General features: G+C 58.4%; 28 protein-coding genes. 11 read left to right on the forward strand and 17 right to left on the reverse strand.

Annotated features, from left to right (window positions below):
* Positions 1-91: 91 nt before the first annotated feature.
* The 5 genes from ACR0AY_RS13190 to ACR0AY_RS13210 all read right to left on the reverse strand — a co-directional run bounded on the left by ACR0AY_RS13190 (position 92) and on the right by ACR0AY_RS13210 (position 2,774).
* Positions 92-280 (reverse strand): hypothetical protein, encoded by a 189-nt coding sequence (locus tag ACR0AY_RS13190; protein WP_170395750.1) that lies wholly within the window; start codon positions 278-280, stop codon positions 92-94.
* A 90-nt stretch (positions 281-370) separates the two neighbouring features.
* Positions 371-1,342, reverse strand: coding sequence for a sterol desaturase family protein (locus ACR0AY_RS13195; RefSeq protein ID WP_170513886.1), 972 nt, complete (start codon positions 1,340-1,342; stop codon positions 371-373).
* Positions 1,339-1,725 carry a hypothetical protein gene (locus ACR0AY_RS13200; protein WP_170408353.1) on the reverse strand — a complete coding sequence of 129 codons (387 nt, stop codon included), beginning with the start codon at positions 1,723-1,725 and terminating at the stop codon, positions 1,339-1,341. The genes ACR0AY_RS13195 and ACR0AY_RS13200 overlap by 4 nt, the downstream gene beginning before the upstream one ends.
* A 59-nt stretch (positions 1,726-1,784) precedes the next feature.
* On the reverse strand, positions 1,785-2,114 hold the full coding sequence (locus tag ACR0AY_RS13205) for a hypothetical protein (RefSeq protein ID WP_170395756.1): 330 nt from the start codon (positions 2,112-2,114) through the stop codon (positions 1,785-1,787).
* 93 nt (positions 2,115-2,207) lie between these two features.
* On the reverse strand, positions 2,208-2,774 hold the full coding sequence (locus tag ACR0AY_RS13210) for a TlpA disulfide reductase family protein (protein ID WP_170395758.1): 567 nt from the start codon (positions 2,772-2,774) through the stop codon (positions 2,208-2,210).
* A 21-nt stretch (positions 2,775-2,795) separates the two neighbouring features.
* Between ACR0AY_RS13210 and argH the strand changes: the two genes are divergently transcribed.
* The 4 genes from argH (at position 2,796) to ACR0AY_RS13230 (ending at position 8,509) form a co-directional block, all read left to right on the forward strand.
* Positions 2,796-4,184, forward strand: a complete 1,389-nt coding sequence (argH, locus tag ACR0AY_RS13215) for an argininosuccinate lyase (RefSeq protein ID WP_170513889.1) — start codon at positions 2,796-2,798, stop codon at positions 4,182-4,184.
* Positions 4,184-4,366, forward strand: a complete 183-nt coding sequence (locus ACR0AY_RS13220; protein WP_170395762.1) for an argininosuccinate lyase — start codon at positions 4,184-4,186, stop codon at positions 4,364-4,366. The genes argH and ACR0AY_RS13220 overlap by 1 nt, the downstream gene beginning before the upstream one ends.
* A 294-nt stretch (positions 4,367-4,660) precedes the next feature.
* The gene (gene lysA / locus ACR0AY_RS13225) at positions 4,661-5,926 is read left to right on the forward strand and encodes a diaminopimelate decarboxylase (RefSeq protein WP_170513892.1); all 1,266 of its coding nucleotides are present in this window, start codon (positions 4,661-4,663) and stop codon (positions 5,924-5,926) included.
* A 96-nt stretch (positions 5,927-6,022) separates the two neighbouring features.
* Entirely contained in the window at positions 6,023-8,509 is a 2,487-nt protein-coding gene (locus ACR0AY_RS13230; protein ID WP_480454297.1) for a TIGR02302 family protein, read from the forward strand.
* On the opposite strand, the gene ACR0AY_RS13235 is transcribed toward ACR0AY_RS13230, so the two are convergent.
* Positions 8,506-9,273, reverse strand: a complete 768-nt coding sequence (locus ACR0AY_RS13235; protein WP_170513898.1) for a zinc-ribbon domain-containing protein — start codon at positions 9,271-9,273, stop codon at positions 8,506-8,508. The two genes, ACR0AY_RS13230 and ACR0AY_RS13235, sit on opposite strands and share 4 nt — an antisense overlap.
* A 182-nt stretch (positions 9,274-9,455) precedes the next feature.
* Here ACR0AY_RS13235 and ACR0AY_RS13240 point away from each other — a divergent pair, with 182 nt between their 5' ends.
* The 4 genes from ACR0AY_RS13240 to ACR0AY_RS13255 are packed head-to-tail and all read left to right on the forward strand — an operon-like array spanning position 9,456 to position 12,361.
* Positions 9,456-10,133: an ATP-binding cassette domain-containing protein gene (locus ACR0AY_RS13240; RefSeq protein WP_170396090.1), complete on the forward strand. Its 678-nt coding sequence runs from the start codon at positions 9,456-9,458 to the stop codon at positions 10,131-10,133.
* On the forward strand, positions 10,130-11,029 hold the full coding sequence (locus tag ACR0AY_RS13245) for an FtsX-like permease family protein (protein ID WP_170513902.1): 900 nt from the start codon (positions 10,130-10,132) through the stop codon (positions 11,027-11,029). The genes ACR0AY_RS13240 and ACR0AY_RS13245 overlap by 4 nt, the downstream gene beginning before the upstream one ends.
* Positions 11,029-11,769, forward strand: coding sequence for a lysophospholipid acyltransferase family protein (locus tag ACR0AY_RS13250; RefSeq protein WP_170513904.1), 741 nt, complete (start codon positions 11,029-11,031; stop codon positions 11,767-11,769). The genes ACR0AY_RS13245 and ACR0AY_RS13250 overlap by 1 nt, the downstream gene beginning before the upstream one ends.
* The gene (locus tag ACR0AY_RS13255; protein ID WP_170513907.1) at positions 11,756-12,361 is read left to right on the forward strand and encodes a pyridoxamine 5'-phosphate oxidase family protein; all 606 of its coding nucleotides are present in this window, start codon (positions 11,756-11,758) and stop codon (positions 12,359-12,361) included. Before ACR0AY_RS13250 ends, ACR0AY_RS13255 begins: the two co-directional genes overlap by 14 nt.
* 17 nt (positions 12,362-12,378) lie before the next feature.
* Here the strand turns inward: ACR0AY_RS13255 and ACR0AY_RS13260 are convergent, their stop codons facing one another.
* From ACR0AY_RS13260 to mdh, 10 genes are all read right to left on the reverse strand, one after another.
* Positions 12,379-12,687, reverse strand: a complete 309-nt coding sequence (locus ACR0AY_RS13260) for an EthD family reductase (protein ID WP_170513910.1) — start codon at positions 12,685-12,687, stop codon at positions 12,379-12,381.
* Between the two features lie 121 nt (positions 12,688-12,808).
* On the reverse strand, positions 12,809-14,197 hold the full coding sequence (lpdA, locus tag ACR0AY_RS13265) for a dihydrolipoyl dehydrogenase (RefSeq protein ID WP_170408344.1): 1,389 nt from the start codon (positions 14,195-14,197) through the stop codon (positions 12,809-12,811).
* Positions 14,198-14,268: 71 nt separating this feature from the next.
* Entirely contained in the window at positions 14,269-14,538 is a 270-nt protein-coding gene (locus ACR0AY_RS13270) for a hypothetical protein (protein WP_170395780.1), read from the reverse strand.
* Position 14,539: 1 nt separating this feature from the next.
* Positions 14,540-16,054: a 2-oxoglutarate dehydrogenase complex dihydrolipoyllysine-residue succinyltransferase gene (gene odhB / locus ACR0AY_RS13275; protein WP_480454253.1), complete on the reverse strand. Its 1,515-nt coding sequence runs from the start codon at positions 16,052-16,054 to the stop codon at positions 14,540-14,542.
* 3 nt (positions 16,055-16,057) lie between these two features.
* On the reverse strand, positions 16,058-19,015 hold the full coding sequence (locus tag ACR0AY_RS13280) for a 2-oxoglutarate dehydrogenase E1 component (protein ID WP_170513916.1): 2,958 nt from the start codon (positions 19,013-19,015) through the stop codon (positions 16,058-16,060).
* On the reverse strand, positions 19,012-19,551 hold the full coding sequence (locus ACR0AY_RS13285; protein WP_170408341.1) for a DUF805 domain-containing protein: 540 nt from the start codon (positions 19,549-19,551) through the stop codon (positions 19,012-19,014). Before ACR0AY_RS13285 ends, ACR0AY_RS13280 begins: the two co-directional genes overlap by 4 nt.
* A gap of 34 nt (positions 19,552-19,585) precedes the next feature.
* Entirely contained in the window at positions 19,586-20,467 is an 882-nt protein-coding gene (gene sucD, locus ACR0AY_RS13290; RefSeq protein WP_170513919.1) for a succinate--CoA ligase subunit alpha, read from the reverse strand.
* A 1-nt stretch (position 20,468) separates the two neighbouring features.
* Entirely contained in the window at positions 20,469-21,002 is a 534-nt protein-coding gene (locus ACR0AY_RS13295; RefSeq protein WP_480454255.1) for an STM3941 family protein, read from the reverse strand.
* A gap of 3 nt (positions 21,003-21,005) precedes the next feature.
* On the reverse strand, positions 21,006-22,199 hold the full coding sequence (gene sucC / locus ACR0AY_RS13300; RefSeq protein ID WP_170513922.1) for an ADP-forming succinate--CoA ligase subunit beta: 1,194 nt from the start codon (positions 22,197-22,199) through the stop codon (positions 21,006-21,008).
* Positions 22,200-22,508: 309 nt separating this feature from the next.
* A complete protein-coding gene (mdh, locus tag ACR0AY_RS13305) occupies positions 22,509-23,471 on the reverse strand; it encodes a malate dehydrogenase (RefSeq protein WP_170513925.1) in 963 nt (320 codons plus the stop codon).
* A gap of 161 nt (positions 23,472-23,632) precedes the next feature.
* On the opposite strand from mdh, the gene ACR0AY_RS13310 reads away from it, so the two are divergent.
* On the forward strand, positions 23,633-24,388 hold the full coding sequence (locus ACR0AY_RS13310) for a sulfite exporter TauE/SafE family protein (RefSeq protein WP_170423717.1): 756 nt from the start codon (positions 23,633-23,635) through the stop codon (positions 24,386-24,388).
* Here the strand turns inward: ACR0AY_RS13310 and ACR0AY_RS13315 are convergent.
* A complete protein-coding gene (locus tag ACR0AY_RS13315) occupies positions 24,385-24,684 on the reverse strand; it encodes a hypothetical protein (protein ID WP_170513929.1) in 300 nt (99 codons plus the stop codon). The two genes, ACR0AY_RS13310 and ACR0AY_RS13315, sit on opposite strands and share 4 nt — an antisense overlap.
* 175 nt (positions 24,685-24,859) lie before the next feature.
* Here ACR0AY_RS13315 and ACR0AY_RS13320 point away from each other — a divergent pair, with 175 nt between their 5' ends.
* The gene (locus tag ACR0AY_RS13320) at positions 24,860-25,717 is read left to right on the forward strand and encodes an HpcH/HpaI aldolase/citrate lyase family protein (RefSeq protein ID WP_170395792.1); all 858 of its coding nucleotides are present in this window, start codon (positions 24,860-24,862) and stop codon (positions 25,715-25,717) included.
* Positions 25,718-25,723: 6 nt separating this feature from the next.
* The gene (locus ACR0AY_RS13325) at positions 25,724-26,278 is read left to right on the forward strand and encodes an NnrU family protein (RefSeq protein ID WP_170395794.1); all 555 of its coding nucleotides are present in this window, start codon (positions 25,724-25,726) and stop codon (positions 26,276-26,278) included.
* Positions 26,279-26,282: the final 4 nt, after the last annotated feature.

The following is a 26,282-nucleotide window of genomic DNA, read 5'->3' on the forward strand; positions in this document are numbered from 1 at the left end:
CCCGATGATTTTGGCCGGGGCCAGTTTCAGGGAAGACAGGTAAAACCGGGGTTAACGCTCAAAATTTTATCGCAGGTGGTGGGGCGGAAGATCAGTGTGTTGATTGCCATGCATGACGCAGCGAAGCAGCTGCACCGATAAGCGCTCCTAAAAGTCCCAGCGCGGCCATGACAAATCCCAGCCCCAATAGCGCGGGCATTGCTCCGTTGAGTGCGGCGGTCATTGTGATGACGAGGCCCAGCAAACCTGTGATCGTAGAAATTCTCATCAGCTTTGACATGCGGACCTCCGGAAATGCACTCTTAAAACATCTCAGGGGATATGGAGCGCTTGTGCCAAATTTCAAGCAAAGAAAAGGTCTTTTTGAGACCTAGGCCCGCTTGGCTGTGGAAGCAGGTGATTTGGTGCCGAACTGCTCGAATCCCGGTGTGCCGTGATCTTGCGGATGGCGGACAAGGTGCTTGGCCTTGATCTGTTGGGAATTGTCGCGGCTTCCATCGTGGCTATAGCCCGGAGGGGCAAAACAATAAGCCAGACGTTGGCGCAAGGACAGGCCCGGTTGGGTGGCGTCCCGCCAGATTCCAACCCATTCATGAAACGCCACGCGCAGCGGATTGAACGTGCCGATATTGTGGACAAGCCCATAGTCGACCTTGTCATCTTCTTGCTCGGGGACAAATGTGCCGAACATCTTGTCCCAGATGTTAAAGACACCCGCATAGTTGCAATCAAGATATCGCGCATTTCGCCCATGATGGGCGCGGTGGTGACTGGGCGTATTCATGACGGCTTCGAACCAGCGCGGCATTTTGCCGATCGCTTCGGTATGGATCCAGAATTGGTAGATCAGGTTCAGACCTCCGACGAACAGCACCATCGCCGGGTGAAAGCCTAGTAAGATTAGCGGCGCACGTACCACCATCATGAAGGTGAATGTATAGGTCCAGGTCTGCCGCAGCGCCGTTGTCAGGTTGTAATGCTGTGAGCTGTGGTGGTTCACATGACTGGCCCAGACCCAGCGAATGCGGTGCCCAAAGCGGTGCACCCAGTAATACCGCAGATCGTCCAGTACAAAGCACAAGATGATGACCGGGATCGAGGTCCCTAGGTTGAGCGGTGTGATCTGCGACAGCCACATGAAAAACGCATATGCGATGAAGCCCAGCAAAAAACCCGAGGCGATATTGCCTGCCCCCATGATCAGCGAGGTCAAGGCATCGCGGGTTTCGTACCTACCGCCCCGGCCTTTGATCGCGATCCAAAGGAATTCGGCCAGAATGGCCGCGATGAAGAAGGGCACGGCCCATTGCACCGCGTCAGGAAAACTCATGTGATCGGTCATGCGGGATCCATCAGATTTTGCCAGTGCTGGCGTTCGGTCTCATCAAGGTGGACGATGACCCGAGGAGTGCTGAAATCGTGGAACAGGACTTCAAAGCCTTCGGGATGATCCAGCCAATCGAAATCTCGCAAATGGCGGGCCACGGTATCGGCACCAAAGGACCACAGCAGACCGGCTCCGGTTTCGGTTCGGATAAGGGCGGCGTGACCATCATGGGCAACGGTTACGTCAATGATGGAATCATCTGGAAAGTGACGCAGCCACTGTTCGTGCGCTGTCTCGGGCGTCAGCACTTGCAAGCGTGACTTGCCCGTCAGATGCAGCAGCAAGGCGACCCCGGCAATGCCGCCGACGACGAGGATCAATAGTATTTCCAGCGGCATTCCATCCTCCTGCAGATAACCTGCAAGCGGGCGATTTGTCTGTCAAAGGTGGCGTGGCGTCAGCCGCTTTCCAGGCTTTCCAGAATCTCATGCTGGACGATGCGCGCGACAAACGGCATTAACCCGTCAGGGCCAGAGGCCCGATCTTTGAGATGGATGCAGATATCGGGCCTTCGCGCGGCGATGATGCCAACCATTTCTCCGCGTATCTTGTCATCAAGGCCCGCGCCCATGATCGCACAGGCGATGCGCGGTTCCGCGTCCAGCTGCCGCCGCACCTCATCCTGATCATGCGCGCCCAGCCACTGAATCGGCAGGTGATCCAGTTGTTGTGCCACGTTGCCGATTACATTCGGCAACCGCCCAATCAACAGAACTACCGGTTTCATCGGAGTCTCCCTTTCTTCCGGTCGCAAACGAAAACCGGCCCGTTGGGGCCGGTCTCATTCTAACACAGATTTTCTGCAAGAGCGCGCGGGACCTCAGCTATTGCCTTCGACAAGCGCTGAAATTATCGCCTTGGCACTGTCTGAGTTCCATTCTGCATCACCGATCAGGCGTGCGATCTCATTGCCATCGGGGTCGATGATCACAGTGATCGGAAGGCCAATCACTCCCATTTCGCGTGCAACCGCCTGTTTCGGATCCTGATGACGCGGCAAGTTGTCGATGCCGTTTTCGTCAAAGAACTTCTTGATCCCGGCAGGTGTGTTGCGACCGGTCGCCAGGGTCAGAACCTCGAATTTGTCACCGCCAAACTCCTGTTGCAGTTCAGCGATCTGAGGCATTTCTTTGCGGCACGGCGCACACCATGTGGCCCAGAAGTTCAGCAGCACATACTTGCCTTTGTAGTCGGCCAGCGATCCGGTGCCGCCATCATCTTCTAGTTCAAAATCGACCACTTTGACCGGCTTGGGCTCACTATGCAGGATCAGCCGCTTCAGGCTGCCCTCACGCAATGGGCCAAGCGTTGCCGCATCTGTTGCCAAAGCGGCGTTTGCACCCAGCGCTAGGGCCATATAAAGGGGGATCAGACGTAACAGGCGCATATCAACTCCGGGTTTTCTTTCATGACCGATCAATCTTCGAACCAGATGTGGGGCGGCCGCTTTGCCGCTGGTCCAGACGCGATCATGGAGGCGATAAATGCCTCGATCGGGTTCGATCAGCGGATGGCAGCCCAGGACATCGCAGGCTCGCGCGCCCATGCCGCCATGCTGGCTGCCACAGGCGTTATTACTGATAGTGATGCGCACGCCATTCGGGAAGGCCTGCTCACCGTTTTGTCAGAAATTCAGAACGGAGAATTTCAGTTCTCGACTGCGCTGGAAGACATTCACATGAATGTCGAGGCGCGACTGAAAGAGGTGATCGGAGAGCCCGCAGGCCGTCTGCACACGGGCCGGTCGCGAAATGACCAGGTGGCGACCGATTTCAAGCTCTGGGTCCGTGATCAGTTGGACGCCGCCGAGACGGGCCTGCTGGCCCTGATCCGCGCGCTTTTGGCGCAGGCCGAGGCCGGGGCGGATTGGGTCATGCCCGGTTTCACCCATTTGCAAACCGCGCAGCCGGTGACATGGGGCCACCACATGATGGCCTATGTCGAGATGTTTGGTCGCGATCTGTCCCGCGTGCGCGACGCCCGTGCCCGGATGAACGAATCCCCCTTGGGCGCAGCCGCGTTGGCCGGGACCTCTTTCCCAATCGACCGCCAGATGACAGCTGAGGCGCTGGGCTTCGACCGCCCCGCAGCCAATTCACTGGACGCTGTCAGCGACCGCGATTTCGCATTGGAGTTCCTGTCGACCGCCTCGATTTGCGCCATGCACTTGTCGCGCTTTGCCGAGGAACTGGTAATCTGGTCCTCGGCCCAATTCCGGTTTGTATCACTGTCTGATCGCTTCTCGACTGGTTCATCAATCATGCCGCAAAAGAAGAACCCCGATGCAGCTGAGCTCATCCGTGCCAAGGTTGGCCGCATATTTGGTGCGAATACTGGCCTGATGATGGTGATGAAGGGGCTGCCGCTGACCTATTCCAAGGACATGCAGGAAGACAAAGAGCAGGTATTTGATGCGGCAGATAACTGGATGCTGGCACTTGCTGCGATGGAAGGCATGGTCAAGGACATGACCGCCAATCGCGAAAGCCTGGCTGCCGCTGCCGGGTCTGGCTTTTCAACTGCGACCGACCTAGCCGACTGGTTGGTCCGCGTGCTGGGCCTGCCCTTCCGCGACGCGCACCATGTGACTGGATCGCTGGTGGCCATGGCTGAAAGCAAGGGCTGCGACCTACCGGATCTGACGCTGGAGGATATGCAATCTGTCCACGCGGACATCACCGACGACGTCTATTCTGTTCTTACCGTCGAAAATTCGGTAAACTCTCGCCAATCCTATGGCGGCACCGCACCGGATCAGGTGCGGGCCCAGATCAAGCGATGGAAGGCGCTGGTGTAATGCAGATACGACGGGTGGTGCTATTGATTGCGGTCGCAGCGGCCTTGGCCGGGTGTGGTGCCGATGGCGAACCCATACAGCCCACCATGAGCGCAAGCGTCGGCGTAGGCAGCAGCGGCACCTATGGCGGTGTTGGAGTTGGTCTCAGACGCGGTGGGCTGGGTGTTTATCTGGGGCTCTGAACTCCAAAATTGCAATTTACCGATTGCACACCCATCTGCATCTGACACGTCCTGAATGACAAAGAGAAAATGCATGAGACCTGCCGGCCTGATCCTCTGCCTCGCCGTACTTGCAGCTTGCGACCCGTCAGGCGCACCCCGAACGGAACCAACGGCCGCACCTAGCGGGTCCGGGGTCTCGGTTTCAGGATATGCGAGGGTTGGCGCGTCAAAGACGTTCTGAACCGCGACGGTGACCACAACGCTACCGGAATCATTTGATCCACATACCTCTTTTGGTCTAAGCGCGCAGGCATGGATCATTTTCTCTACCGCGACGGCGCGCTTTTCGCCGAGGATGTGCCAATCTCCGAAATCGCAGCCGCGGTCGGAACCCCGTTCTATGTCTATTCGACGGCGACGCTGCAGCGGCATTTCAAGCTGTTCGATGACGCGCTTGAGGGTACCGATCACCTTGTTTGCTATGCGATGAAGGCGGCCAGCAATCAGGCGATCCTGAAGACGCTGGCGCAGGCAGGTGCGGGAATGGATGTGGTTTCGGGCGGGGAATATCTGCGCGCCAAAGCCGCGGGCGTGCCCGGAGACAAGATCGTCTTTTCGGGCGTCGGCAAAACGGCGGATGAGATTCGCACCGCTCTGACTGGTGGCATTCGTCAGTTCAACGTCGAATCTGAACCCGAAATGCAGGTGATTAACGCGGTTGCACAAGAATTGGGCAAGGTTGCGCCGATCACCGTCCGGGTGAACCCGGACGTGGATGCAAAGACCCACGCCAAGATTGCCACCGGCAAATCTGAAAACAAGTTCGGCATCCCGATCTCGCGCGCGTCCGAGGTTTATGCGCTGGCCGCCAGCCTGCCGGGGTTGGAGGTGATTGGGATCGACGTCCATATCGGCTCACAACTAACCGAGTTGGAGCCGTTTGAGCTGGCTTATAACAAGGTTGCTGAGCTGACCGAGCGTCTGCGCGCTGAGGGACATAACATCCGCCGCCTTGATCTGGGCGGTGGCTTGGGTATTCCCTATGCCCGTTCCAACGACGCGCCGCCGCTGCCGGTTGAATATGGTGCGATGGTCAAGAAAACACTGGGCCATCTGGGCTGCGAGATCGAGATTGAGCCCGGTCGGCTGATCGCTGGCAATGCGGGTCTGATGGTGTCCAAGGTCATCTATGTTAAATCCGGCGAAGACCGCGATTTCCTGATCCTCGATGGCGCGATGAACGACCTGATCCGCCCCGCGATGTATGAGGCGTATCATGATATAGTGGCGGTCGAAGAACCTGCCGCAGGGGTCGAACAGCGCCCGTATGATATCGTTGGTCCGGTCTGTGAATCCGGGGATACCTTTGCAAAACAACGCAACATGCCGGCTTTGAAATCGGGCGATCTTATCGCATTCCGCAGTGCAGGTGCCTACGGTGCTGTCATGTCCAGCGAATACAATACGCGGCCCCTAATCCCTGAGGTTCTGGTGAACGGGGATCAATTTGCCGTAATTCGTGAACGCCCAAGCTTTGACGAAATCATAAACCGCGATACCATACCAGAGTGGCTTTGACGCGATAGGCGCGTCGGGCCGATCAGGAGGCCCGCCTTGCGCGACAACCAGAGCTTGCCAATTCCAAGACTGTCCCTGTGGCTGACGCACGGGGGTATGCTGGCTGAGCAGGTGATGCGCGCCTTCTGGCCGTTCTTTTCTATTCTTATGGCGCTGCTGGCCGCCCTGATGCTGGGTCTGCACGATCTTGTGCGCATTGAAGCCGTTTGGATTTCTGCTGCGGTCGGATTGATTGCTTTAATTGCGACAGCGGTTTTGGGAATCAGACGGTTCCACCTGCCGACCCGGGCCGAGGCGCTGGTTCGGCTGGATGAAACCCTGCCCGGACGCCCGATACAAGCACTGATGGACGATCAGGCAATCGGTGCGATGGATGCGGATTCGGTGGCACTGTGGCATGCGCACCAGACGCGCATGGCAGATCGTGCATCAAAGGCCGATCCGGTGAAACCCGACTTGCGGCTGGCGTCTCGCGATCCCTATGCGCTTCGTTATGCTGCCTTATTGGCACTCGTCGTTGCGGCTCTGTTCGGCTCGTTCTGGCGGATAGGCTCGGTCGCTGACATGACGCCGGGGACCGCTCAGGCGGGGCAGGGCCCGACTTGGGAGGGTTGGATTGAACCGCCGCGCTACACCGGGCGGCCAACGCTCTACCTTGCCGATCAGACCGATCCGACGTTGACGGTGCCTAAAGGCAGCCGCATCACGCTTCGATTTTATGGCGAGGTCGGCGCGCACAGCCTGACAGAATCTTCGACACCTCTGGGCACCGAAGCCGCGACAGAACCGGAACAGGAATTTGTTGCCGAACGCTCGGGTCAGATGCGGATCGATGGCCCGGCCGGGCGCGATTGGGCGCTTGAGATCCTTCCAGACACTGCGCCCAGGATCGCGACGGCAGGAGTGGCGCAATCAGAGGCTGGCGGACAGATGAAGCTGCCCTTCGCTGCTGCGGATGACTATGGAATCGTCTCCGGCACAGCCCGGATCGAATTGGACCTGCTAGCGGTCAACCGTCAATTCGGTCTTGCGACCGAGCCAGAACCGCGCGAGATCATTACGGTCGAGTTGCCAATGCCGATTACAGGCGATCGGACCGATTTCACCGAAGACTTGATCGAGGATTTCTCGCAGCACCCTTGGGCACATTTGCCAGTGAAAATAACCCTCATGGCCATCGATGCGGCGGATCAAGAGACGGTGGCAGAACCTTATCTGACAGAACTGCCCGCCCGTAGGTTCTTTGACCCATTGGCTGCTGCGGTGATCGAACAGCGGCGCGATCTGCTCTGGTCGCGCGAAAACGCGCTGCGTGTATCGCAATTGCTGCGCGCGGTTTCGCACCTACCCGAGGACCTGTTCCGCTCAGATACAGCGTATCTGCGTCTGCGTGTGATCCTGCGGCGGCTGGAGACCTTCGACAAATACAGCGCACTGAACGTCAAACAGCAGGAAGAAATTGCGCAAGCACTGTGGGATCTGGCGGTTCTGATCGAGGATGGCACGCTGGCCGACGCACTGGAACGGATGCGCCGTGCGCAGGAGCGTCTGACCGAAGCGATGCAGAACGGTGCCAGCGACGAAGAGATTGCCGAACTGATGCAGGAGCTGCGCGAAGCGACACAGGATTACATGCGGCAACTCCAGCGTCTGGCGCAGGAAAACGGTGAGACGCAGCAAGGACAGCAGGGCCAGAACGGCGAAACCCTGCAGATGTCGCAGGATGACCTGCAGCGAATGATGGACCGCATTCAGGAGCTCATGGAACAAGGCCGCATGGCCGAGGCGCAGCAGGCATTGGAAGAGTTCCAGCAAATGATGGAAAACATGCGCGTCACACAAGGGCAGGGCCAAGGTGGCCAGTCCGAAGGACAGCAGGCTATGGAAGGGCTGGCAGAAACCCTGCGCGAACAACAGGGCCTCAGCGATCAGGCATTCCGCGACCTGCAGGAACAGTTCAACCCCGGTGCGCAAGCGGGCGAAAGTCAGGGCAATGAGGGTCGCAACGGTGGTCTGGGACGCGGCCAGAGCCATGAAGGCCAGGGCGGCCAGGGCCAGGGTCAGGATGAGGCTGGTGAAGGCCAGCAAGGTCAGGGGTCACTGGCGGATCGGCAGCAGGCGCTGCGGGATGAGTTGAATCGGCAGCAACAGGGTCTGCCCGGCGGTGGTACACCCGAAGGCGACGCTGCGCGCGAAGCATTGGGCCGTGCGGGCCGGGCCATGGACGACGCCGAAGACGCCTTGCGCAGCGATGATCTGGCCGAGGCGATTGACCGTCAATCCGAGGCGATGGAAGCCCTGCGCGAAGGCATGCGTTCACTGGGCGAAGCCCTGGCGCAGAACCAGCAGAACCAGCCGGGTCAAGGGACCGAGGCCGGCGACATGCAGGCCGATAACCGCGATCCATTGGGTCGTACGCCAGGTTCCGCGGGATCAATCTCGACCGACGACAACTTGCTGCAAGGCGAAGATGTATATCGCCGTGCGCGCGAGTTGCTGGATGAAATCCGCCGTAGGACCGGTGAACAGGATCGGCCTCAGATCGAGTTGGAATACCTCAAGCGATTGCTCGAAAGGTTCTAGTTCTGCCCTGCGCCCCCGGTCTGTGTCTCAAGCCAAAGGCGCGCTTGATCAACCAGTGAGACATATGATTTCAGCATCGGATCAGCCTGAGGAACCGCCTCGCTGATCTGATTGGCGTTTCCATATATCAGAAACAGAATGACGCCGATGATAATGATCAAGGCAAAGCCACGCAGAAACCCACCGGATTTGCGGGCCGGAGCAACGGCTTCAGCTTCGTCCGATGTCAAGTCGCTGCGCAGACCCGAGTTGATCGCCTCAACATCCGGCAGCTCATCTTTCTGACCTGCGTCAGCTGCGGTTTCAGTGGCCGAGGGCCGTTTCGGTTTGACCTTGGGCTCCTCAGGCGGATCCAATGCCAGATCAGGTTGGCTTTCCAGATTGCTGCCTTCACGCTCGCGCAGCTCTGCCTCGCGTGCAGCCTCTTCCTTGAGGATGCTGGATACCGCTGGGTCTACGTTTCCAACACTCAATTCCTCGGGCGCATCGGGTTCTGGTATGTCTTCTGCCTTAACCTTTTCTGGCTCGGCCTTGGCCGCATCGGGTTCTGGCGCATCCTCTGACTTAACATCTTCCGGTTCGGCAAAGGCTGCCTGGATTGCAGTCGCAGATTTCGCTTCCGGCTCTGCTTTGCTGGCGACTGGATACTTTTCCTGAAACCAGGTCTCTTCGCAAGCCGAGCATTGAACTTCGCGCCCGTCCTCGGGGATCACTTCGTCCGGGACTTCGTACTGGGCGCTGCAATTCGGACACGTTAAACGCATTCTGCCTCCTGGCCTTCAAGGCTGGCCTGATAATAGTTTTTTCAGGGATGATATTCCGTTAAGACCCAACAGCAAAGCGTGTTTTCGGTTTCGCGGGCCAAGTGTCGCCAATTGGCCCCGCCCAAGGCATTGAATCCACCGCTGCGCTCGGGCAAGAGGTGAGCAGAACAAAGGGGGCAGGCGTGATCGAGCTGGAGAATATCAGCTATACCTACGGCGGTGGTGAGTTGCTAAGCGATGTTTCGCTGCAATTGCAGCCCGGATCGTTCCACTTTCTGACCGGGCCTTCGGGTGCGGGCAAGACCACATTGCTGAAACTCTGTTATGGCGCGTTGTTGCCAACCTCGGGCAGGTTGATGGCCTTTAGCGAGGATATCGCCCGCATGGACCGTGATCAGATGGCGCTGCTGCGCCGCCGAATTGGCGTGGTGCATCAGGATTGCCGATTTTTGGATCACATGACGCTGGCCGAGAATGTCGCGTTGCCGCTGATGGTCTCGGGGCGCTCTGAAAATGGGCAGCAGGACGATCTGACCGAACTGCTGGGCTGGGTCGGGCTTGGCAGCAGGCTTGAGGCGCACCCGCCTGAACTATCGGGGGGCGAACGCCAGCGTGCCGCATTGGCCCGCGCAGTCATTCTATCGCCCGATGTGGTGCTTGCGGATGAACCCACCGGCAATGTGGACTGGGAGATGTCGCAACGACTTCTGCGCCTGCTGGTTGAATTGAACAGGATGGGAAAAACCGTGCTGATCGCCACCCATGACCTAAGCCTGATCCGCGCCGCCAAAAGCCAGGTTCAGGCTCGCGTTCTGCGTATCGCGCAGCGCCGGGTGCAGCTTGCGGGGGCGGATCTATGAGCAAGGGCACGATCAGCAATTTGCTGCGCCGTGACAGCCGCGCCGACCGGGTGGTGCCACCCACGGGCTTTACGGCGCAATTGACCCTGTTCGTGTCTGGTGCAATGGCCTTTCTGGCGGTTTTTGCGCTGGCTCTTTCGTTAGCCTCGGGCCGTGTGGCGGATCGTTGGGCTTCAGAGTTGGCGGGGGCAGCGACCTTGCGGATCAATGCCCCTGCAGATCAACGTGCGGCGCAAACCGAGGCTGCTTTGAATGTCCTCCAGCAAACGCCGGGTGTGGCTTCGGCTCGCGCGTTGACGAGCGAAGAGCAGGCCACACTGCTGTCACCCTGGTTCGGACCGGACTTGCCTCTGGACACTTTACCAATCCCGCAGCTGATAGAGATTATCGAAGGTGAGCAGGGTCTTGATGCGGCTGGCCTGCGGCTGCGGCTAGGGGCTGAGGTGCCGGGCGCAGTGCTGGATGATCACACTCGCTGGCGCGAGCCATTGGTTGATGCGGCCAATTCACTGCGGCGTCTGGGCTGGATTTCGATCCTGCTGATCGGTGGCGCCACTGCCGCCATGATCACGCTTGCCGCCAACGCCTCGCTTGCCGCCAACGCGCAGATAATCGAGGTTCTGCGTCAGGTCGGCGCGCGGGACCGGTTCATCGCCGGAGCGTTCGTGCGCCGCTTTACGTTCCGGGCGCTGTTTGGGGCAGCGGTTGGCACCTTGCTGGGTATGACGGGTGTATTGTTGCTCCCTGAAGCCTCGGATGCGGGTGGTTTTCTCACTGGCCTTGGGTTTCAGGGTATCGGTTGGATCCTGCCCGTGCTGATCCCGGTATTGGGCGCGGCCGTTGCGTTTCTGGCCACATGGTCAGCCGCGCAGCGCAAGTTGAAGGAGCTTTCGTGATGTTCATGGCTATTCAATGGGTCCGGTCGCTGATCTTTATGATCACCATCTATGCCTGGATGCTGGTGCTGGGGCTTGTCTTTGCCCCCTATGCGCTGTTCGCCAAGCGTGGCGCATTGCGAGCATGCAAAACCTATGCGCGCACAACCAAGTGGTTGGCCCGCTGGATGGTTGGTATTCGCTGCGAAGTGCGCGGGGAAGTCCCACATGGCGAGGTTGTGATCGGCGCCAAGCACCAGTCGTTTCTGGACATCATCATAATCTTCGACGCCATCCCACACGGCAAATTCATCATGAAGCGAGAGCTTCTGTGGACGCCGGTTATCGGAATGTATGCGCGCCGTCTGGGATGTATCCCGGTCAATCGCGGCAAACGCGGGGCGGCGGTTGCGAAGATGGTCAAGGATGTCGCCCGCGAGTTCAGCGAACCCGGTCAGTTGGTGATCTACCCGCAAGGTACGCGCGTCGCGCCTGGGGTGCACAAGCCCTACAAGGTTGGAACGGCGGTTCTGTATGAAGGGCTCGGGTTCCCGTGCGTACCCGTTGCCACAAATGCGGGCGTCTTCTGGCCCAGAACCGGTGTCATGCGCAAGCCCGGCACGGCGATTGTCGATTTCCTAAATCCAATCGAACCCGGCGTTGCGCGGAATGACTTTCTGGAACGGCTGGAAAACGTGATTGAGACACGGTCCAACGAACTGATGCGAGAAGTGGGGTTTGACCCGGATGGAATTCGTTAAGGATATCACTGCCCTTGAGGCTCTGTATGGCACACCCGGCGCAGCCTCCATACGCAAAGTGGCGCGGCGGCTAACACCGCTCTACCGCAAATGGATTATGGCCTCACGCCTGTGTATCCTCAGCACCGTCGGCTCCGAAGGTGTCGATGGCAGCCCGCGTGGAGATGAAGGGCCAGTTGTGTTGGAACTGGACCAAGGCACCCTGGCACTGCCGGATTGGCGGGGAAACAACCGCTTGGATTCCCTGCGAAATATCGTACTCGATCCACGCGTCTCATTGTTGTTCATGGTGCCCGGTTCGAACAATGTGGTTCGGGTAAATGGTAACGCTCAACTGACTGCTGATGAAGCCCTGCGCGCCCGGTTCGAGAAAAACGGGAAGCGCCCCGCGACCGTCATCGTGATCGAAATTTCCGAAATCTACACCCAATGTGCCCGCGCCTTGATGCGCGCGCAAACATGGAGCGGGCGGGATGAATCCGATGGGCTGCCAACCGTCGGCGAGATCCTCTCGGAGATGACGTCAGGAGAAGAAGGCGGCGCGCAATATGATCAGGAATGGGGTGCCCGCGCCGCAAAAACCATGTGGTAGGTAAACATGGCTCTGATTCAGCCGATCACCTCACCGATCAGCATCTGCGGTTTGACATTGGTGAAGTTTGGCAGATCGGCCAGGACAGGGCCTGCCTTTGACATAGCGTCGTTCATGGCGTCCTGATCTTCAAACATGATCGTTGCGATCGCGTAATGACCTGCTGGCGCTTCAGGGCCTCCCGCAATGCCTTTGGTTACGACTGTACGTTCGATATGTGACCCCATGTGCTCGCCGACAAGCGGAAGATGTGTGTCGACATAATAGTCGAAATCGAAATGTGTTTCTGTACCTATGGGATAGATCACCTGTAAACTGACGCTCATCTGACTTCCTTTCCAAAAGCAATGGAGTCAGTAAACCGCGTCTGATCACCTGCCGCAAATGGTTTTGAGCGACACGGGGTGCCGCTCAAGGAGACTAGGTAGAGGACCTGCTCAGGTTGGGTCAGCTATGAATTGGCCCGTCACCACAGGCGAGCGCCGCCTCGCGCACTGCTTCGGAATAGGTCGGGTGAGCGTGACAGGTCAGGGCCAGATCTTCGGCTGATGCGCCGAATTCCATGGCGACGCAAACCTCGTGGATCAGGTCTCCGGCCGCGGGGCCGATGATATGCGCGCCCAGAATGCGATCGGTTTCTTTGTCTGCCAGAATCTTGACGAACCCGTCGGCTGCGAAATTCGCCTTGGCCCGGCCATTGCCCATGAACATGAATTTGCCGACCTTGTAGGCGCGGCCCTGTTCTTTGAGTGTCGCTTCGGTCTCACCCACATTGGCCACCTCGGGCCAAGTGTAGATGACCCCCGGAATGACACCATAGTTCACATGACCATGCTTGCCTGCAACCTGCTCGGCTGCGGCCATGCCCTCGTCTTCAGCCTTGTGGGCCAGCATCGGGCCTTCGGTCACGTCGCCGATGGCGTAGATGCCCGGCACGTTGGTCTGCCAATCACTGCCGACCTTGATCTGGCCGCGCGGGGTCATCTCGACGCCTAAAGCATCCAGCCCCAGACCCTCCGAATAGGGCTTGCGCCCGGTGGCCACCAGCACGGCATCAGCATCGATGACGTGCTCGCTGTCATCCTTGAGCAGCTTGTACGTTACCTTGGCTTTGGTCTTGGTGGCTTCGGTCTTTTGCACCGCAGCGCCCATGACGAACTTCAAACCCTGTTTCTTCAGGATGCGCTGGAAAGTCTTCTGAACCTCGGGGTCCATACCCGGCGTGATTTCCTTGAGGAATTCGATCACCGTCACCTCTGCGCCCAAACGGCTGTAGACTGAGCCCAATTCAAGCCCGATCACACCGGCACCGATCACAATCATTTTCTTGGGAACTTTGCCCAGAGACAACGCGCCGGTCGAAGTCACCACGACCTTTTCGTCAACCTCGACGCCAGGCAGTGCCGATGGCTCAGAGCCCGAAGCGATAATGATGTTCTTGGTCTCATGGACCTCATCACCAACCTTGACCTTGCCCGCAGCAGGGATTGAGCCCCAGCCTTTCAGCCAATCGATCTTGTTCTTCTTGAACAGAAACTCGATGCCCTTGGTGTTGCCATCGATGACCTCGTCCTTGTAGGCCTGCATCTGCTTCCAATCGACCGAAGGTGACTTCCCCTTCAGACCCATCTTTGCAAAGTTGTGTTCGGCTTCGTGCAACTGATGGCTGGCATGCAACAATGCTTTCGAGGGGATGCAGCCCACGTTCAGGCAAGTCCCACCCAGCGTCTCGCGCCCCTCGACAACTGCGGTTTTAAGGCCCAGTTGGGCGCAACGGATGGCGCAGACATAGCCGCCTGGTCCGGCGCCGATTACGATGACGTCATAATTTGCCATTACATTCTCCTAAATCGACCGGCTGATCCGGCAGCGTCCCGATCCGGTATGGCGGGTCGGGTACCTATATTTCAAACGGGTTCCAGCAGCTTGATTGATATATGTGCAATGCCGCCGCGTTCATGGTGCATCGCCAGTTCTTCGGACCCAAAAAAGGCTTTGGCCTTATCCAGATTCATAACCTCGAACATCGCTATCGCATGATCCCGCTGATCTGGATCGCGCCAGACATGCAGGTCGCGGATACCCGCGGCCTTGCGCATCGGTTGATCCTCGCGGAACACTTTCAGCCAGGCATCGAAATCGGCCACATCGGCTTGCCACAGTACATGAGTCGCCATCTTACAGATCCATCAGCAGACGGCGCGGGTCTTCCAGCGCCTCTTTTACGCGGACAAGGAATGTCACAGCACCCTTGCCGTCCACAATACGGTGATCATAGGACAGCGCCAGATACATCATCGGGCGGATTTTGATCTCACCATTGATGACCATGGGACGATCCTGGATCTTGTGCATGCCCAGAATGCCCGATTGCGGCGGGTTCAGGATCGGTGAAGACATCAGCGAGCCGTAGACGCCTCCGTTCGAGATCGTGAAAGTGCCGCCCTGCATTTCCGCCATCGAGAGTTTACCATCACGGGCGCGCTTGCCCTTTTCGGCGATGGCTTTCTCGATCGCTGCGAAAGACATCGAGTCCGCATCCCGGATGACTGGAACCACCAGCCCTTGCGGCGTACCTGCGGCCACACCCATATGCACGAAGTTCTTGTAGACGATGTCAGTGCCGTCGATCTCGGCATTCACTTCGGGCACTTCTTTCAGCGCATGACAGCAGGCCTTGGTGAAAAAGGACATAAAGCCCAGACGTACGCCATGCTTCTTCTCGAACTGGTCCTTGTACTGGTTGCGCAGGGCCATCACCTCGGTCATGTCCACCTCGTTATAGGTGGTCAGGATCGCGGCGGTGTTCTGCGCGTCCTTCAGGCGCTTGGCGATGGTCTGGCGCAGACGGGTCATGCGCACGCGCTCTTCGCGGCTCGCATCCTCGGCAGCCACAGGCGCGCGCGGAGCTTGGGCAGCGGGGGCGGGCACAGCCGCCGCAGGCGCTGGGGCCGTAGCTGCTGCAACTGCCTTTGCCACGTCTCCTTTCATGATACGACCATCGCGTCCGGTGCCAGTGACTTGATCCGCAGACAGACCAGCTTCGGCCATCGCTTTCTCAGCCGATGGAGCGTTGGACACGTCTTTACCTGTGCTGGCTGCAGCCGGAGCGGCGACGGCTGCCACCGGAGCCGCTGCCGCACCTGCGGCTGCGCCCGAGATCACCGCCAATTTGGCAGAAGCATCGACCGTGCTGCCTTCAGGCGCAACGATTTCAGCCAGAACGCCTGCCGCCGGGGCAGGGACCTCGACCGAGACCTTGTCGGTTTCCAGTTCGCACAGCATTTCATCCTGTGCAACGCTGTCGCCGACCTGTTTGAACCATGTCGAGACTGTAGCCTCGGTGACGGATTCACCCAATGTCGGCACCATCACATCTACACTGCCGCCTGATGCTGCGGGTGCCGCTGCCGCCGGGGCCGGGGCCGCCGCTGCTGGAGCAGGCGCAGCCCCTTCGCCCGCCGCTATCGTGGCAAGCAGGGCATCGACGCCCACGGTCTCACCTTCGGCTGCAACGATCTCACCCATCACGCCAGCAGCGGGTGAGGGCACCTCGACCGTGACCTTGTCGGTCTCAAGTTCACATAGCATCTCATCTACGGCGACTGCATCGCCGGGTTTTTTGAACCAAGTCGCAACGGTGGCTTCGGTGACAGACTCGCCCAGCGTGGGAACACGAACTTCAATCGTCATCGTTTACTTTCCTTCAATGCTCAGCGCTTCGTTCACCAGCGCTTCTTGTTGGGCTTTGTGTTGGCTGGCCAGACCCGTCGCGGGCGAGGCCGAAGTTGCGCGACCGGCATAGACCGGACGGGTGTGTTTTGCGCCAATGCGGGTCAGAACCCATTCGATATTGGGCTCAATAAAGGTCCAAGCCCCCTGGTTCTTGGGTTCTTCCTGACACCAGACCATCTCGGCCCCCTTGAAGCGCTCAAGCTCGTTGATCAGCGAATGCGCAGGGAAAGGATAGTATTGCTCGATCCGCATTAAGTAGATGTCGTCGATGCCGCGCGCATCGCGTTCCTCAAGCAGATCAAAATAGACCTTGCCCGAGCACATGACGACCCGCTTGATCTTGTCATCTGCCACCAGTTTAGTGTCCGAGTTGCCCTGTTGAGCATCATCCCACAGCACCCTATGGAAGCTCGAGCCTGTGGTGAATTCCTCGGCCTTGCTGACCGCCAGCTTATGGCGCAGCAGCGACTTCGGCGTCACCAGGATAAGCGGCTTGCGGAAGGTCCGGTGCAATTGACGGCGCAGGATGTGGAAATAGTTCGCAGGCGTTGTGCAGTTCGCCACGATCCAGTTGTCCTGACCGCACATTTGCAGAAACCGCTCAAGCCGTGCAGATGAGTGTTCTGGGCCTTGCCCTTCGAACCCATGCGGCAGCAGCGTGACCAGACCAGACATCCGCAGCCACTTCGATTCACCCGAACTGATGAACTGATCGAACATGATCTGCGCCCCGTTGGCGAAATCGCCAAACTGTGCCTCCCAGAGAACAAGCGCGTTGGGCTCGGCCAGTGAATAGCCATACTCGAACCCAAGCACCGCGTATTCGGACAGCATCGAGTCAATCACGTCATAATGTGATTGGCCCTTGCGGATATTGTTCAGCGGGTAATACCGTTCCTCGGTTTCCTGATGGACAAATCCGGAATGGCGTTGGCTGAACGTGCCACGCGTCGCGTCCTGTCCGGCCAAACGTACAGGGTAGCCTTCGGTCAGCAGAGAGCCAAACGCCAGAGCCTCGCCCGTTGCCCAGTCAAAGCCGGTTCCGTTTTCGAACATCTGTTTCTTGTGGTCCAGCAACCGGCCCACGGTTTTGTGCATCGCAAAACCTTCGGGGGCGCTGGTCAGAGCAGTGCCGATCTCGGCCAGCGTCTCTGGTGTAATTGCGGTTTCACCGCGCATGTATTCGTCTTTGTGCTTGTCCAGATGCGACCAGCGCCCATCCAGCCAGTCGGCTTTGTTTGGCTTGTAGTCTTTCCCGGCATCGAACTCTTCATTCAGATGTGCCTGAAAGGCCGCCTTCATGTCTTCAATCTCGCCTTCGGGGATAAGCCCGTCCCTGACAAGGCGCTCGGTATACAGCGACAACGTGGTCTTATGCGTCTTGATCTTCTTGTACATGATCGGGTTGGTGAACATGGGTTCGTCACCCTCGTTATGACCAAACCGGCGGTAGCAGAAGATATCCAGCACCACGTCCTTGTGGAACTTCTGGCGGAACTCGGTCGCCACCTTGGCGGCATGCACCACCGCCTCGGGGTCGTCGCCATTCACGTGGAAGATGGGGGCTTCAACCATCAGCGCGATATCCGTGGGATAAGGGCTGGAACGGCTGAAATGTGGCGCGGTGGTGAAACCGATCTGGTTGTTTACCACGATATGCATGGTGCCGCCGGTCTTGTGCCCCTTCAGGCCCGACAGGCCAAAGCCTTCGGCGACAACGCCCTGACCGGCAAAGGCCGCATCACCGTGCAGGAGGATGCCCATCACCTTGGTGCGGTCTTTGTCGTTCAACTGGTCCTGCTTGGCGCGGACCTTACCCAGAACCACTGGGTTCACCGCCTCAAGGTGGCTTGGGTTTGCGGTCAGCGAAAGGTGAACGCTATTGCCATCGAACTCTCGGTCGCTTGACGCGCCGAGGTGATATTTCACATCGCCTGATCCATCCACGTCTTCGGGCTTGAAGCTGCCGCCCTGAAACTCGTTGAAAATGGCGCGATAGGGCTTGCCCATCACATTGGCCAGAATGTTCAGACGACCCCGGTGTGGCATGCCGATGACGATATCGCTGAGGCCCAAGGCGCCGCCGCGCTTGATGATTTGTTCCATCGCGGGGATCAGTGCCTCGCCACCATCCAGACCAAACCGCTTGGTGCCCATGTATTTCACATGCAGGAATTTCTCGAACCCCTCGGCCTCGACCATCTTGTTCAGGATCGCCTTGCGGCCTTCCTTGGTGAAGGCGATTTCCTTACCGAACCCCTCGATGCGTTCCTTCAGCCACGCGGCCTCTTCCGGGTTCGAGATATGCATGTATTGCAGCGCGAAGGTGCCGCAATAGGTCCGCTTCACGATCTCGACGATTTGGCGCATGCTGGCCATCTGCAGGCCCAGCACGTTGTCAATAAAGATCGGTCGATCCATGTCAGCATCGGTGAATCCGTAAGTCTTCGGGTCCAGCTCGGGATGCGTACTGGCGGCGCGCATGCCCAGCGGGTCCAGATCAGCTGCCAGATGGCCCCGGATACGATAGGCCCTGATCAGCATCAGCGCCCGCAGGCTGTCCAGCACCGCGCGCTTGATCTGGTCATCGCTGACCTCGACCCCCTTGGCTTCGGCCTTGCCCTTGATCTTCTTGCCTGCCGCCTTGGCGTCGATCTCGGCCCACTCGCCAGTCAACGCACCGGTCAGATCATCCGCAGGCATCGGAGGCCAATCGCTGCGTGCCCACGAAGGCCCCTCGGCCTCGCGCTGCACATCCGGCGCGTCATCGCCCATGGCCTTGAAGAACTCGACCCAGGCTGCGTCGACCGCACCGGGGTTCTCGGTGTACTGGGCATAAAGCTGCTCCAGATATTCGGCATTATGCCCCTGCATGAAGCTTGAGGCATGAAAGGCGGTGTTGGGCGAGTGTTCGGTCATTGGGCTACCTCATATGGGTTGGGACCGTATTGGTTGGTGCCTGGTTCGCTGGGGCGGGTCAGCCACCACAGAACCAGGAGGGGCGACACAAACAGGACAAGAAGTGTCGGAATGACAATAAGAAGAGTTGCGCGGGTGAACAGGATATCCAACGTGCCGCCATGGAACTGGCTGGCAAGGCCGATGCCAAAGATCAGAACCGCCAGCGCACCGAGGATCAGCAGGATCGGCAGCAGAGCATAAAGCCCGCTGCGCCCCGTATCATGCATCCGCCGCCACGCGACGGCCAGATGCGGGAAAAAGACGATCAGGCTGACGATGCTTTGGACCGGGCCTGTTGAGGTGGCCGTGACGGATTTGGATGTTTCGGTTTCAGTCACTGCGACCTGAGTGAAGAACTGCCAGTCGATGATCCCGGCAATGATGCTCCAGATCACGATGAACAGGAAAAAAAACCAGTATTCGGGCCGCGAGGCACGGCCCGAAAAGGTGAAAAACTTGGAGAAACAGGTTTTAATGGCTTCGCCGAAAGTCATGTTTACCGCTCCTCCCAAAGCAGTCAAATTCTGGTCAACCGATGGCTTCCAGCACAGCCTCACCCAGCTGCGCCGGGCTTTCGGCCACGACAATACCAGCCGAGCGCATGGCTTCGATCTTGTCCTCGGCGCCGCCTTTGCCGCCGGCGACGATGGCGCCCGCGTGGCCCATGCGGCGGCCAGGAGGGGCCGTGCGGCCCGCGATGAACCCTGCCGTGGGCTTCTTGCGGCCTTTCTTGGCCTCATCCGCCAGGAACTGTGCAGCTTCTTCCTCGGCCGAGCCACCGATTTCACCGATCATGATGATCGATTGGGTTTCGTCATCACCCAGGAACCATTCCAGCACGTCGATATGCTCGGTGCCTTTGATCGGGTCGCCGCCGATGCCGACGCAGGTGGACTGGCCCAGACCTACATCGGTGGTCTGCTTGACGGCCTCATAAGTCAGGGTACCCGAACGGGACACAACGCCGACCGAGCCGCGCTTGTGGATGTGGCCGGGCATGATGCCGATCTTGCAGGCGTCGGGCGTGATGACACCGGGGCAGTTCGGGCCAATCAAGCGCGAGTTCGATCCTTCCAGCGCACGTTTCACCTTCATCATGTCCAGAACGGGGATGCCTTCAGTGATGCAGACGATCACTTCCATCTCGGCATCAATCGCCTCGAGGATCGAATCCGCTGCAAACGGCGGCGGCACGTAGATCACGCTGGCATTGGCTTCGGTCACATGCTTGGCCTCGTGGACCGAGTTGAACACGGGCAGGTCAAGATGTGTCATCCCGCCTTTGCCGGGGGTCACGCCGCCGACCATCTTGGTGCCATAGGCGATGGCCTGTTCGCTGTGGAATGTGCCCTGAGAGCCGGTAAAGCCCTGACAGATCACTTTGGTATTTTCGTCGATGAGGACTGCCATTTTAGGAGTCTCCTTGATTAGATAAATTCGTGGTTTTGGCCGCCGGTCGATAGGCTGAATGCGCGTTGAAGACAGCACGATAGAGCTGATCGAAATTAGCCTTCAGAAGGGTCGCCTGGAACTTTAGCTGACTTCGGCCCGTCCAGAAGTTCCGTCGCACCAAAGCTTCTGGTGACAGGTTCAGGACAACGTAGCTGTTCAATCCAATAGTCTTGGACGAAACGGAAACTATGTCTCTCCATGGAACCTCGGCTGGGGAACTTGGAAAGAAAGTGATTCCAGTATCCGAGATACAGCAGAGATTCTTTGGAAACCTAATCAGATTGATGATTTCCTTGATTCCATACCCGCCAAAGAACAATGCACAAGACCAACCAGAAACATACGCTCTTGTCGGGTTGTGATATGTATCGGAGGTTTGAACCATCCAAGTACCGCCGACAAAGGCCAAGATGCAAATACCGAGAACGAGCAAAGTTCTACCCTTTGAACGCTCGATCTCTAAGGCTTGCTGATTGGTCGCGCTATTAGACAAAGCTCAGCCCTTAACCGCCTTCACGATCTTCTCGGCACCGTCTTTCAGGTTGTCCGCTGCGATCACGTCGAGGCCCGAGGTGTTGATGATCTCTTTGCCCTTCTCGACATTCGTGCCTTCCAGGCGCACGACCAGCGGAACCTGCAGGCCGACCTCTTTCACCGCGGCGACGACGCCCTCGGCGATGACGTCACAGCGCATGATGCCGCCAAAGATGTTGACCAGAATGCCTTTGACGTTGGGGTCCGAGGTGATGATCTTGAACGCCTCGGTCACTTTCTCTTTGGTGGCGCCACCGCCGACGTCGAGGAAGTTGGCAGGCTCGGCACCGTAAAGCTTGATGATGTCCATCGTGGCCATCGCCAGACCGGCACCGTTGACCATACAGCCGATCTCACCATCCAGCGCGATGTAGTTCAGGTCGTATTTGGACGCTTCCAGTTCCTTGGGGTCTTCCTCGGTCGTGTCGCGCAACTCGGCAATATCCGGGTGGCGGTATACCGCGTTACCATCAAAGCCGACTTTTGCGTCCAGTACTTTCAGGTCGCCCTTGTCCGAGATGATCAGCGGGTTGATCTCCAGCATCTCCATGTCCTTCTCGACGAAGGCATTATAGAGCTGGTTCATCAGCTTGACGCATTGTTTGACCTGCGCGCCTTCCAGTCCCAACGAGAACGCGATGCGGCGGCCGTGATAGGGCTGATAACCAGTGGCGGGATCAACCGAGAAGGACAGGATTTTCTCAGGCGTCGCAGCGGCCACCTCTTCGATGTCCATGCCGCCTTCGGTCGAGCATACGAATGAGATACGGCTGGTCTGGCGGTCCACCAGCAGGGCCAGGTAAAGTTCACGTTCGATGCCCGAACCGGCTTCGATGTAGATGCGGTTCACCTGCTTGCCTGCGGGGCCGGTCTGATGGGTGACCAGCGTGCGGCCAAGCATCTTCTTGGCTTCTTCGGCGGCTTCTTCCACCGATTTGGTCAGACGGACACCGCCTTTTTCACCGGCGTCGGCCTCTTTAAAGGAACCCTTGCCGCGACCACCCGCGTGGATTTGCGCCTTGACGACCCAAAGCGGCCCGTCCAACTCACCGGCTGCGGTTTTGGCTTCCTCGGCGCGCAGAACTGCGCGACCATCGGAGACCGGAGCGCCATAGCTGCGAAGAAGCGCTTTGGCTTGATATTCGTGAATGTTCATCGAAATTGTCCCGTCTGACTACGATTACACCGTTATAGGGGTGTCTAAGCGCCAAAATTAAAGAGTTTTTTGACCGGTCACGGGAAATTGTCGAAGATTTTCAGTATTTGTGATCACAGGTTTTTGGGGTGTGATCACAAAAATTGCGGGGCGTGGAAATTGATTCGATGATCCGGGATCATGCCCACAAAACACATTCATAGATGAGTTTTGCGACGTTTGCGCGAACATCTTTTAGCCAGCTTGGCACCGTGTAAAAGAAAACCGGCCCGTGAAGAGGGCCGGTTCATTGGTTCTAGGGTTCGTGACTTAGGCCAGCGAGCTGTCGATGCCCTTGCATGCTTCGATCAGGCCCTTAACGGCATTGACCGAATTGTCGAAACCGGCCTGTTCTTCTTCGTTCAGCTTGATGTCGACGACGCGCTCGATGCCACCTGCACCGATTACGGTAGGCACGCCGACATACATGCCGTCGACACCCAGTTCGCCGTTGCAATAGGCAGCACAGGGCAGAACGCGTTTCTGGTCTTTCAGGTAGGCTTCGGCCATTTCGATCGCCGAAGTCGCCGGTGCATAGAAAGCCGAGCCGGTCTTCAGCAGGCCAACGATTTCTGCGCCGCCGTCACGGGTGCGCTGAACGATGGCGTCCAGTTTTTCCTGCGTGGTCCAGCCCATCTCTACCAGATCGGGCAGCGGGATACCGGCAACGGTCGAGTAGCGTACCGAAGGCACCATCGTGTCGCCATGGCCGCCCAGAACAAAGGCGGTGACGTCGCGCATGGACACATTGAACTCTTCCGACAAGAAGTGTGCGAAACGGCCCGAGTCCAGAACGCCCGCCATGCCGCAGACTTTGTTGTGCGGCAGGCCCGAGAATTCACGCAGCGCCCAAACCATCGCGTCCAGCGGGTTGGTGATGCAGATGACGAACGCATCCGGAGCGTTTGTGGCGATGCCTTCACCGACCGATTTCATGACCTTCAGGTTGATGCCCAGCAAGTCGTCGCGGCTCATGCCCGGCTTGCGCGGCACGCCAGCGGTGACGATGCAGACGTCGGCACCGGCGATATCCTCATAGGACTGGGTGCCTTTCAGCTTGGCGTCGAAGCCTTCCGAGGGACCGGATTCGGCGATGTCCAGCGCCTTTCCTTCCGGGGTGCCTTCGGCGATGTCGAACAGCACGACGTCACCAAGTTCTTTCATTGCAGCGAGGTGGGCGAGCGTGCCGCCGATCTGACCTGCGCCGATCAGCGCGATCTTGGGTCTGGCCATTTGGAATATCTCCGGTCGGTTTTGAAATCGCGGTTGTGCTAGTCGCAAAAGCGGCGTCACGCAAGCCTTCTGCGGCGCGGCATGCCACCGCATACCGTTTGCACCCACCCCGCCGATTGCGCTAAACCGCCTGTGAATCATGCATAATTCCGGGGTGCCTGATGTTCGACATGAACCTGATGTTTTTTGCAGTGGCGATCCCGGCGGTGATCTTCGCGGGCATCTCGAAAGGTGGGTTCGGCTCGGGAGTGGCGTTTGCATCTTCGTCGATTCTGGCTCTGATACTGACGCCAGGACAGGCGCTAGCGCTAATGCTGCCGATACTGATGGTGATCGATCTGGCGACGTTAAAGCCGTATTGGAAACGCTGGAGCTGGCCGGATTCGCGCCTTCTGATGTTGGGCGCAGTACCAGGTATCGCGCTGGGCGCGTGGCTTTATCGTGCGACGGATGACGATCTGCTACGTCTGTTGATTGGCGGAATATCGGTCGGTTTCGTGATCTGGCACGTTGCCCAGACTAGAGGCTGGGTGCGGGGCTTTGCCAACCAATTGCCTCCATCGGCGGGTTTGTTTGCCGGGCTTATCGCCGGATTCACCAGCTTTGTCAGCCATGCGGGCGGCCCACCCGCCGCCGTGTACCTGCTGTCACAACGCCTGACGAAAACCGAATTTCAAGCCTCGACCGTGCTGGTCTTCTGGGTGATCAACGCCGTCAAATTCGTGCCCTTCGCCTATCTGGGCCTCTTCACCTGGCACACAGCCTTGGCAGACCTCTTGCTGACTCCGTTTGCGATCCTCGGGGCCTGGCTGGGCGTCCGGGCGCATTTCATGCTCTCCGAACGATTGTTTTTCAACATTGCCTACGTCTTGCTGACCCTGACGGGAAGCAAACTTATTTGGGATGCGCTGGTTTAGGTGTTGGGCGGCAGCGTTTCGGCCAGTGTTTCATAAGACTGGCCTGAGGCGATCAGGCAGGTCACACCTTCCGGCAAGGTCACAACAATGGTCCAGCTGCCGGTTTGGTCCGAGGCAAAAACCTCCATCACCGCTCCCTGACGCGCAATACCGATGCCTCGTCGGGTTTCGCCATATGACTTTGTCAATCGCTTGATCACGTCTTCGCGTGGCGCACAATTCTGTGCGCTGACTTGTTGCGCTGCCAATACCATGATGCCCAAGCCAATCGTCATTTTCAGCATAATCGTTTTCATTGGTCACCCCTTTCAAGATCTTCCCCAAAGCAGCGTGCCGTAGGCAAAAGGACATCGCGTTAAGGCAACGCACGTTGCGCAGCGCAGGGTATGCTGCGCTGCGGCGATTTTGTTCTTGAACTTTCCGTCAAAAAATGCCCCATTCCGCGCAACATTATTTCAATGGGAGAGTCCAGTGGACCCGCGCCAACGCCCCTATCGCTCGGTACTATACATCCCCGGCTCGCGTGAACGCGCGCTTGATAAGGCCCGCACATTGCCGGTGGACGCCATCATCTTTGATCTTGAAGACGCGGTTGCGGCTGATGAGAAAGAGAACGCGCGCGAGACCCTCAAGGCGGCTTTGGCCGCCGGAGGCTATGGTGCTCGGGTCAAGATCGTGCGGATCAACGGGCTTGATACCGAATGGGGGCGCGCGGATGCCGAAGCCGTGCGCGAGATGGATGCGGATGCCGTTCTGTTACCAAAGGTGAGTTCTGCTGCGGATGTGGATGCGCTGACCTCAATCACCGGAGACCTGCCGATCTGGGCGATGATGGAGACGCCGCGCGGGATGCTGAACGCAGCCGAAATTGCCGCACATCCGCTGATGGCAGGCTTTGTCATGGGGACCAACGATCTTGCGAAAGAGCTGCAGACGCGCTTCCGCCCCGACCGTTTGCCGATGATGACCTCGCTTGGCCTGTGCCTGTTGGCGGCCAAGGCAGAGGGGCTGATCATCGTCGATGGCGTCTACAATGCCTTCAAGGACACCGACGGTCTGGCCGCCGAGTGTGCCCAGGGCCGCGACATGGGCTTTGATGGCAAAACCCTGATCCACCCGGCCCAGGTCGACATCGCAAACTCCGCCTTTGCCCCTTCCGAGGATGAGATTGATCTGGCTCGCCGTCAGATTGCCGCTTTCGAGGAAACCGAGTCGCAGGGGCAGGGGGTCGCCGTTGTCGATGGCAAGATTGTTGAAAACCTACACGTTGTAACTGCCCGCGAAACTCTGGCAAAAGCAGAGGCGATAGTAGCTTTGCAAGCGGGGTAAGCCAGTATGGGCTTTGTTCTTCTGATCCTTGGTGTGGCACTTTGGTGGGCCGCACATCTTTTTAAGCGCGCGATGCCGGAACGACGTGCCGCCATGGGCGACGCGGGCAAGGGCGTCGTGGCGCTCGCCTTGGTGGCCTCGGTATTGTTGATGATCTTCGGTTATCGCATGACCGATTTCATATATGTCTGGGCGCCGCCAACCTTTCTGATTCACGTCAACAACCTGCTGGTGTTGATCGCGTTCTATCTGGCCAGCCCTGCGGGAACCAAAGGTCGCCTGTTGAACAAGGTCCGTCACCCCATGCTGGGTGGCTTTAAACTCTGGGCCTTTGCGCACCTGTTGGTGAACGGTGATCTGGCCTCGATCATCCTGTTTGGTGGCTTGCTGGCCTGGGCAATTGTCGAAGTGATCGTGATCAACAAATCCGAACCAGACTGGGCGCCGGGCGAACCCGGCACATACGGCAAAGATGCCATGTTCTTTGTGGGCTCCATCGTTCTGCTGGGCGTTGTGGGCTATATTCACGGGCTGGTTGGTCCGTCTCCGTTTGGTGGATAAGGGG

The sequence above is a fragment of the Ruegeria sp. A5 genome (assembly GCF_056543005.1).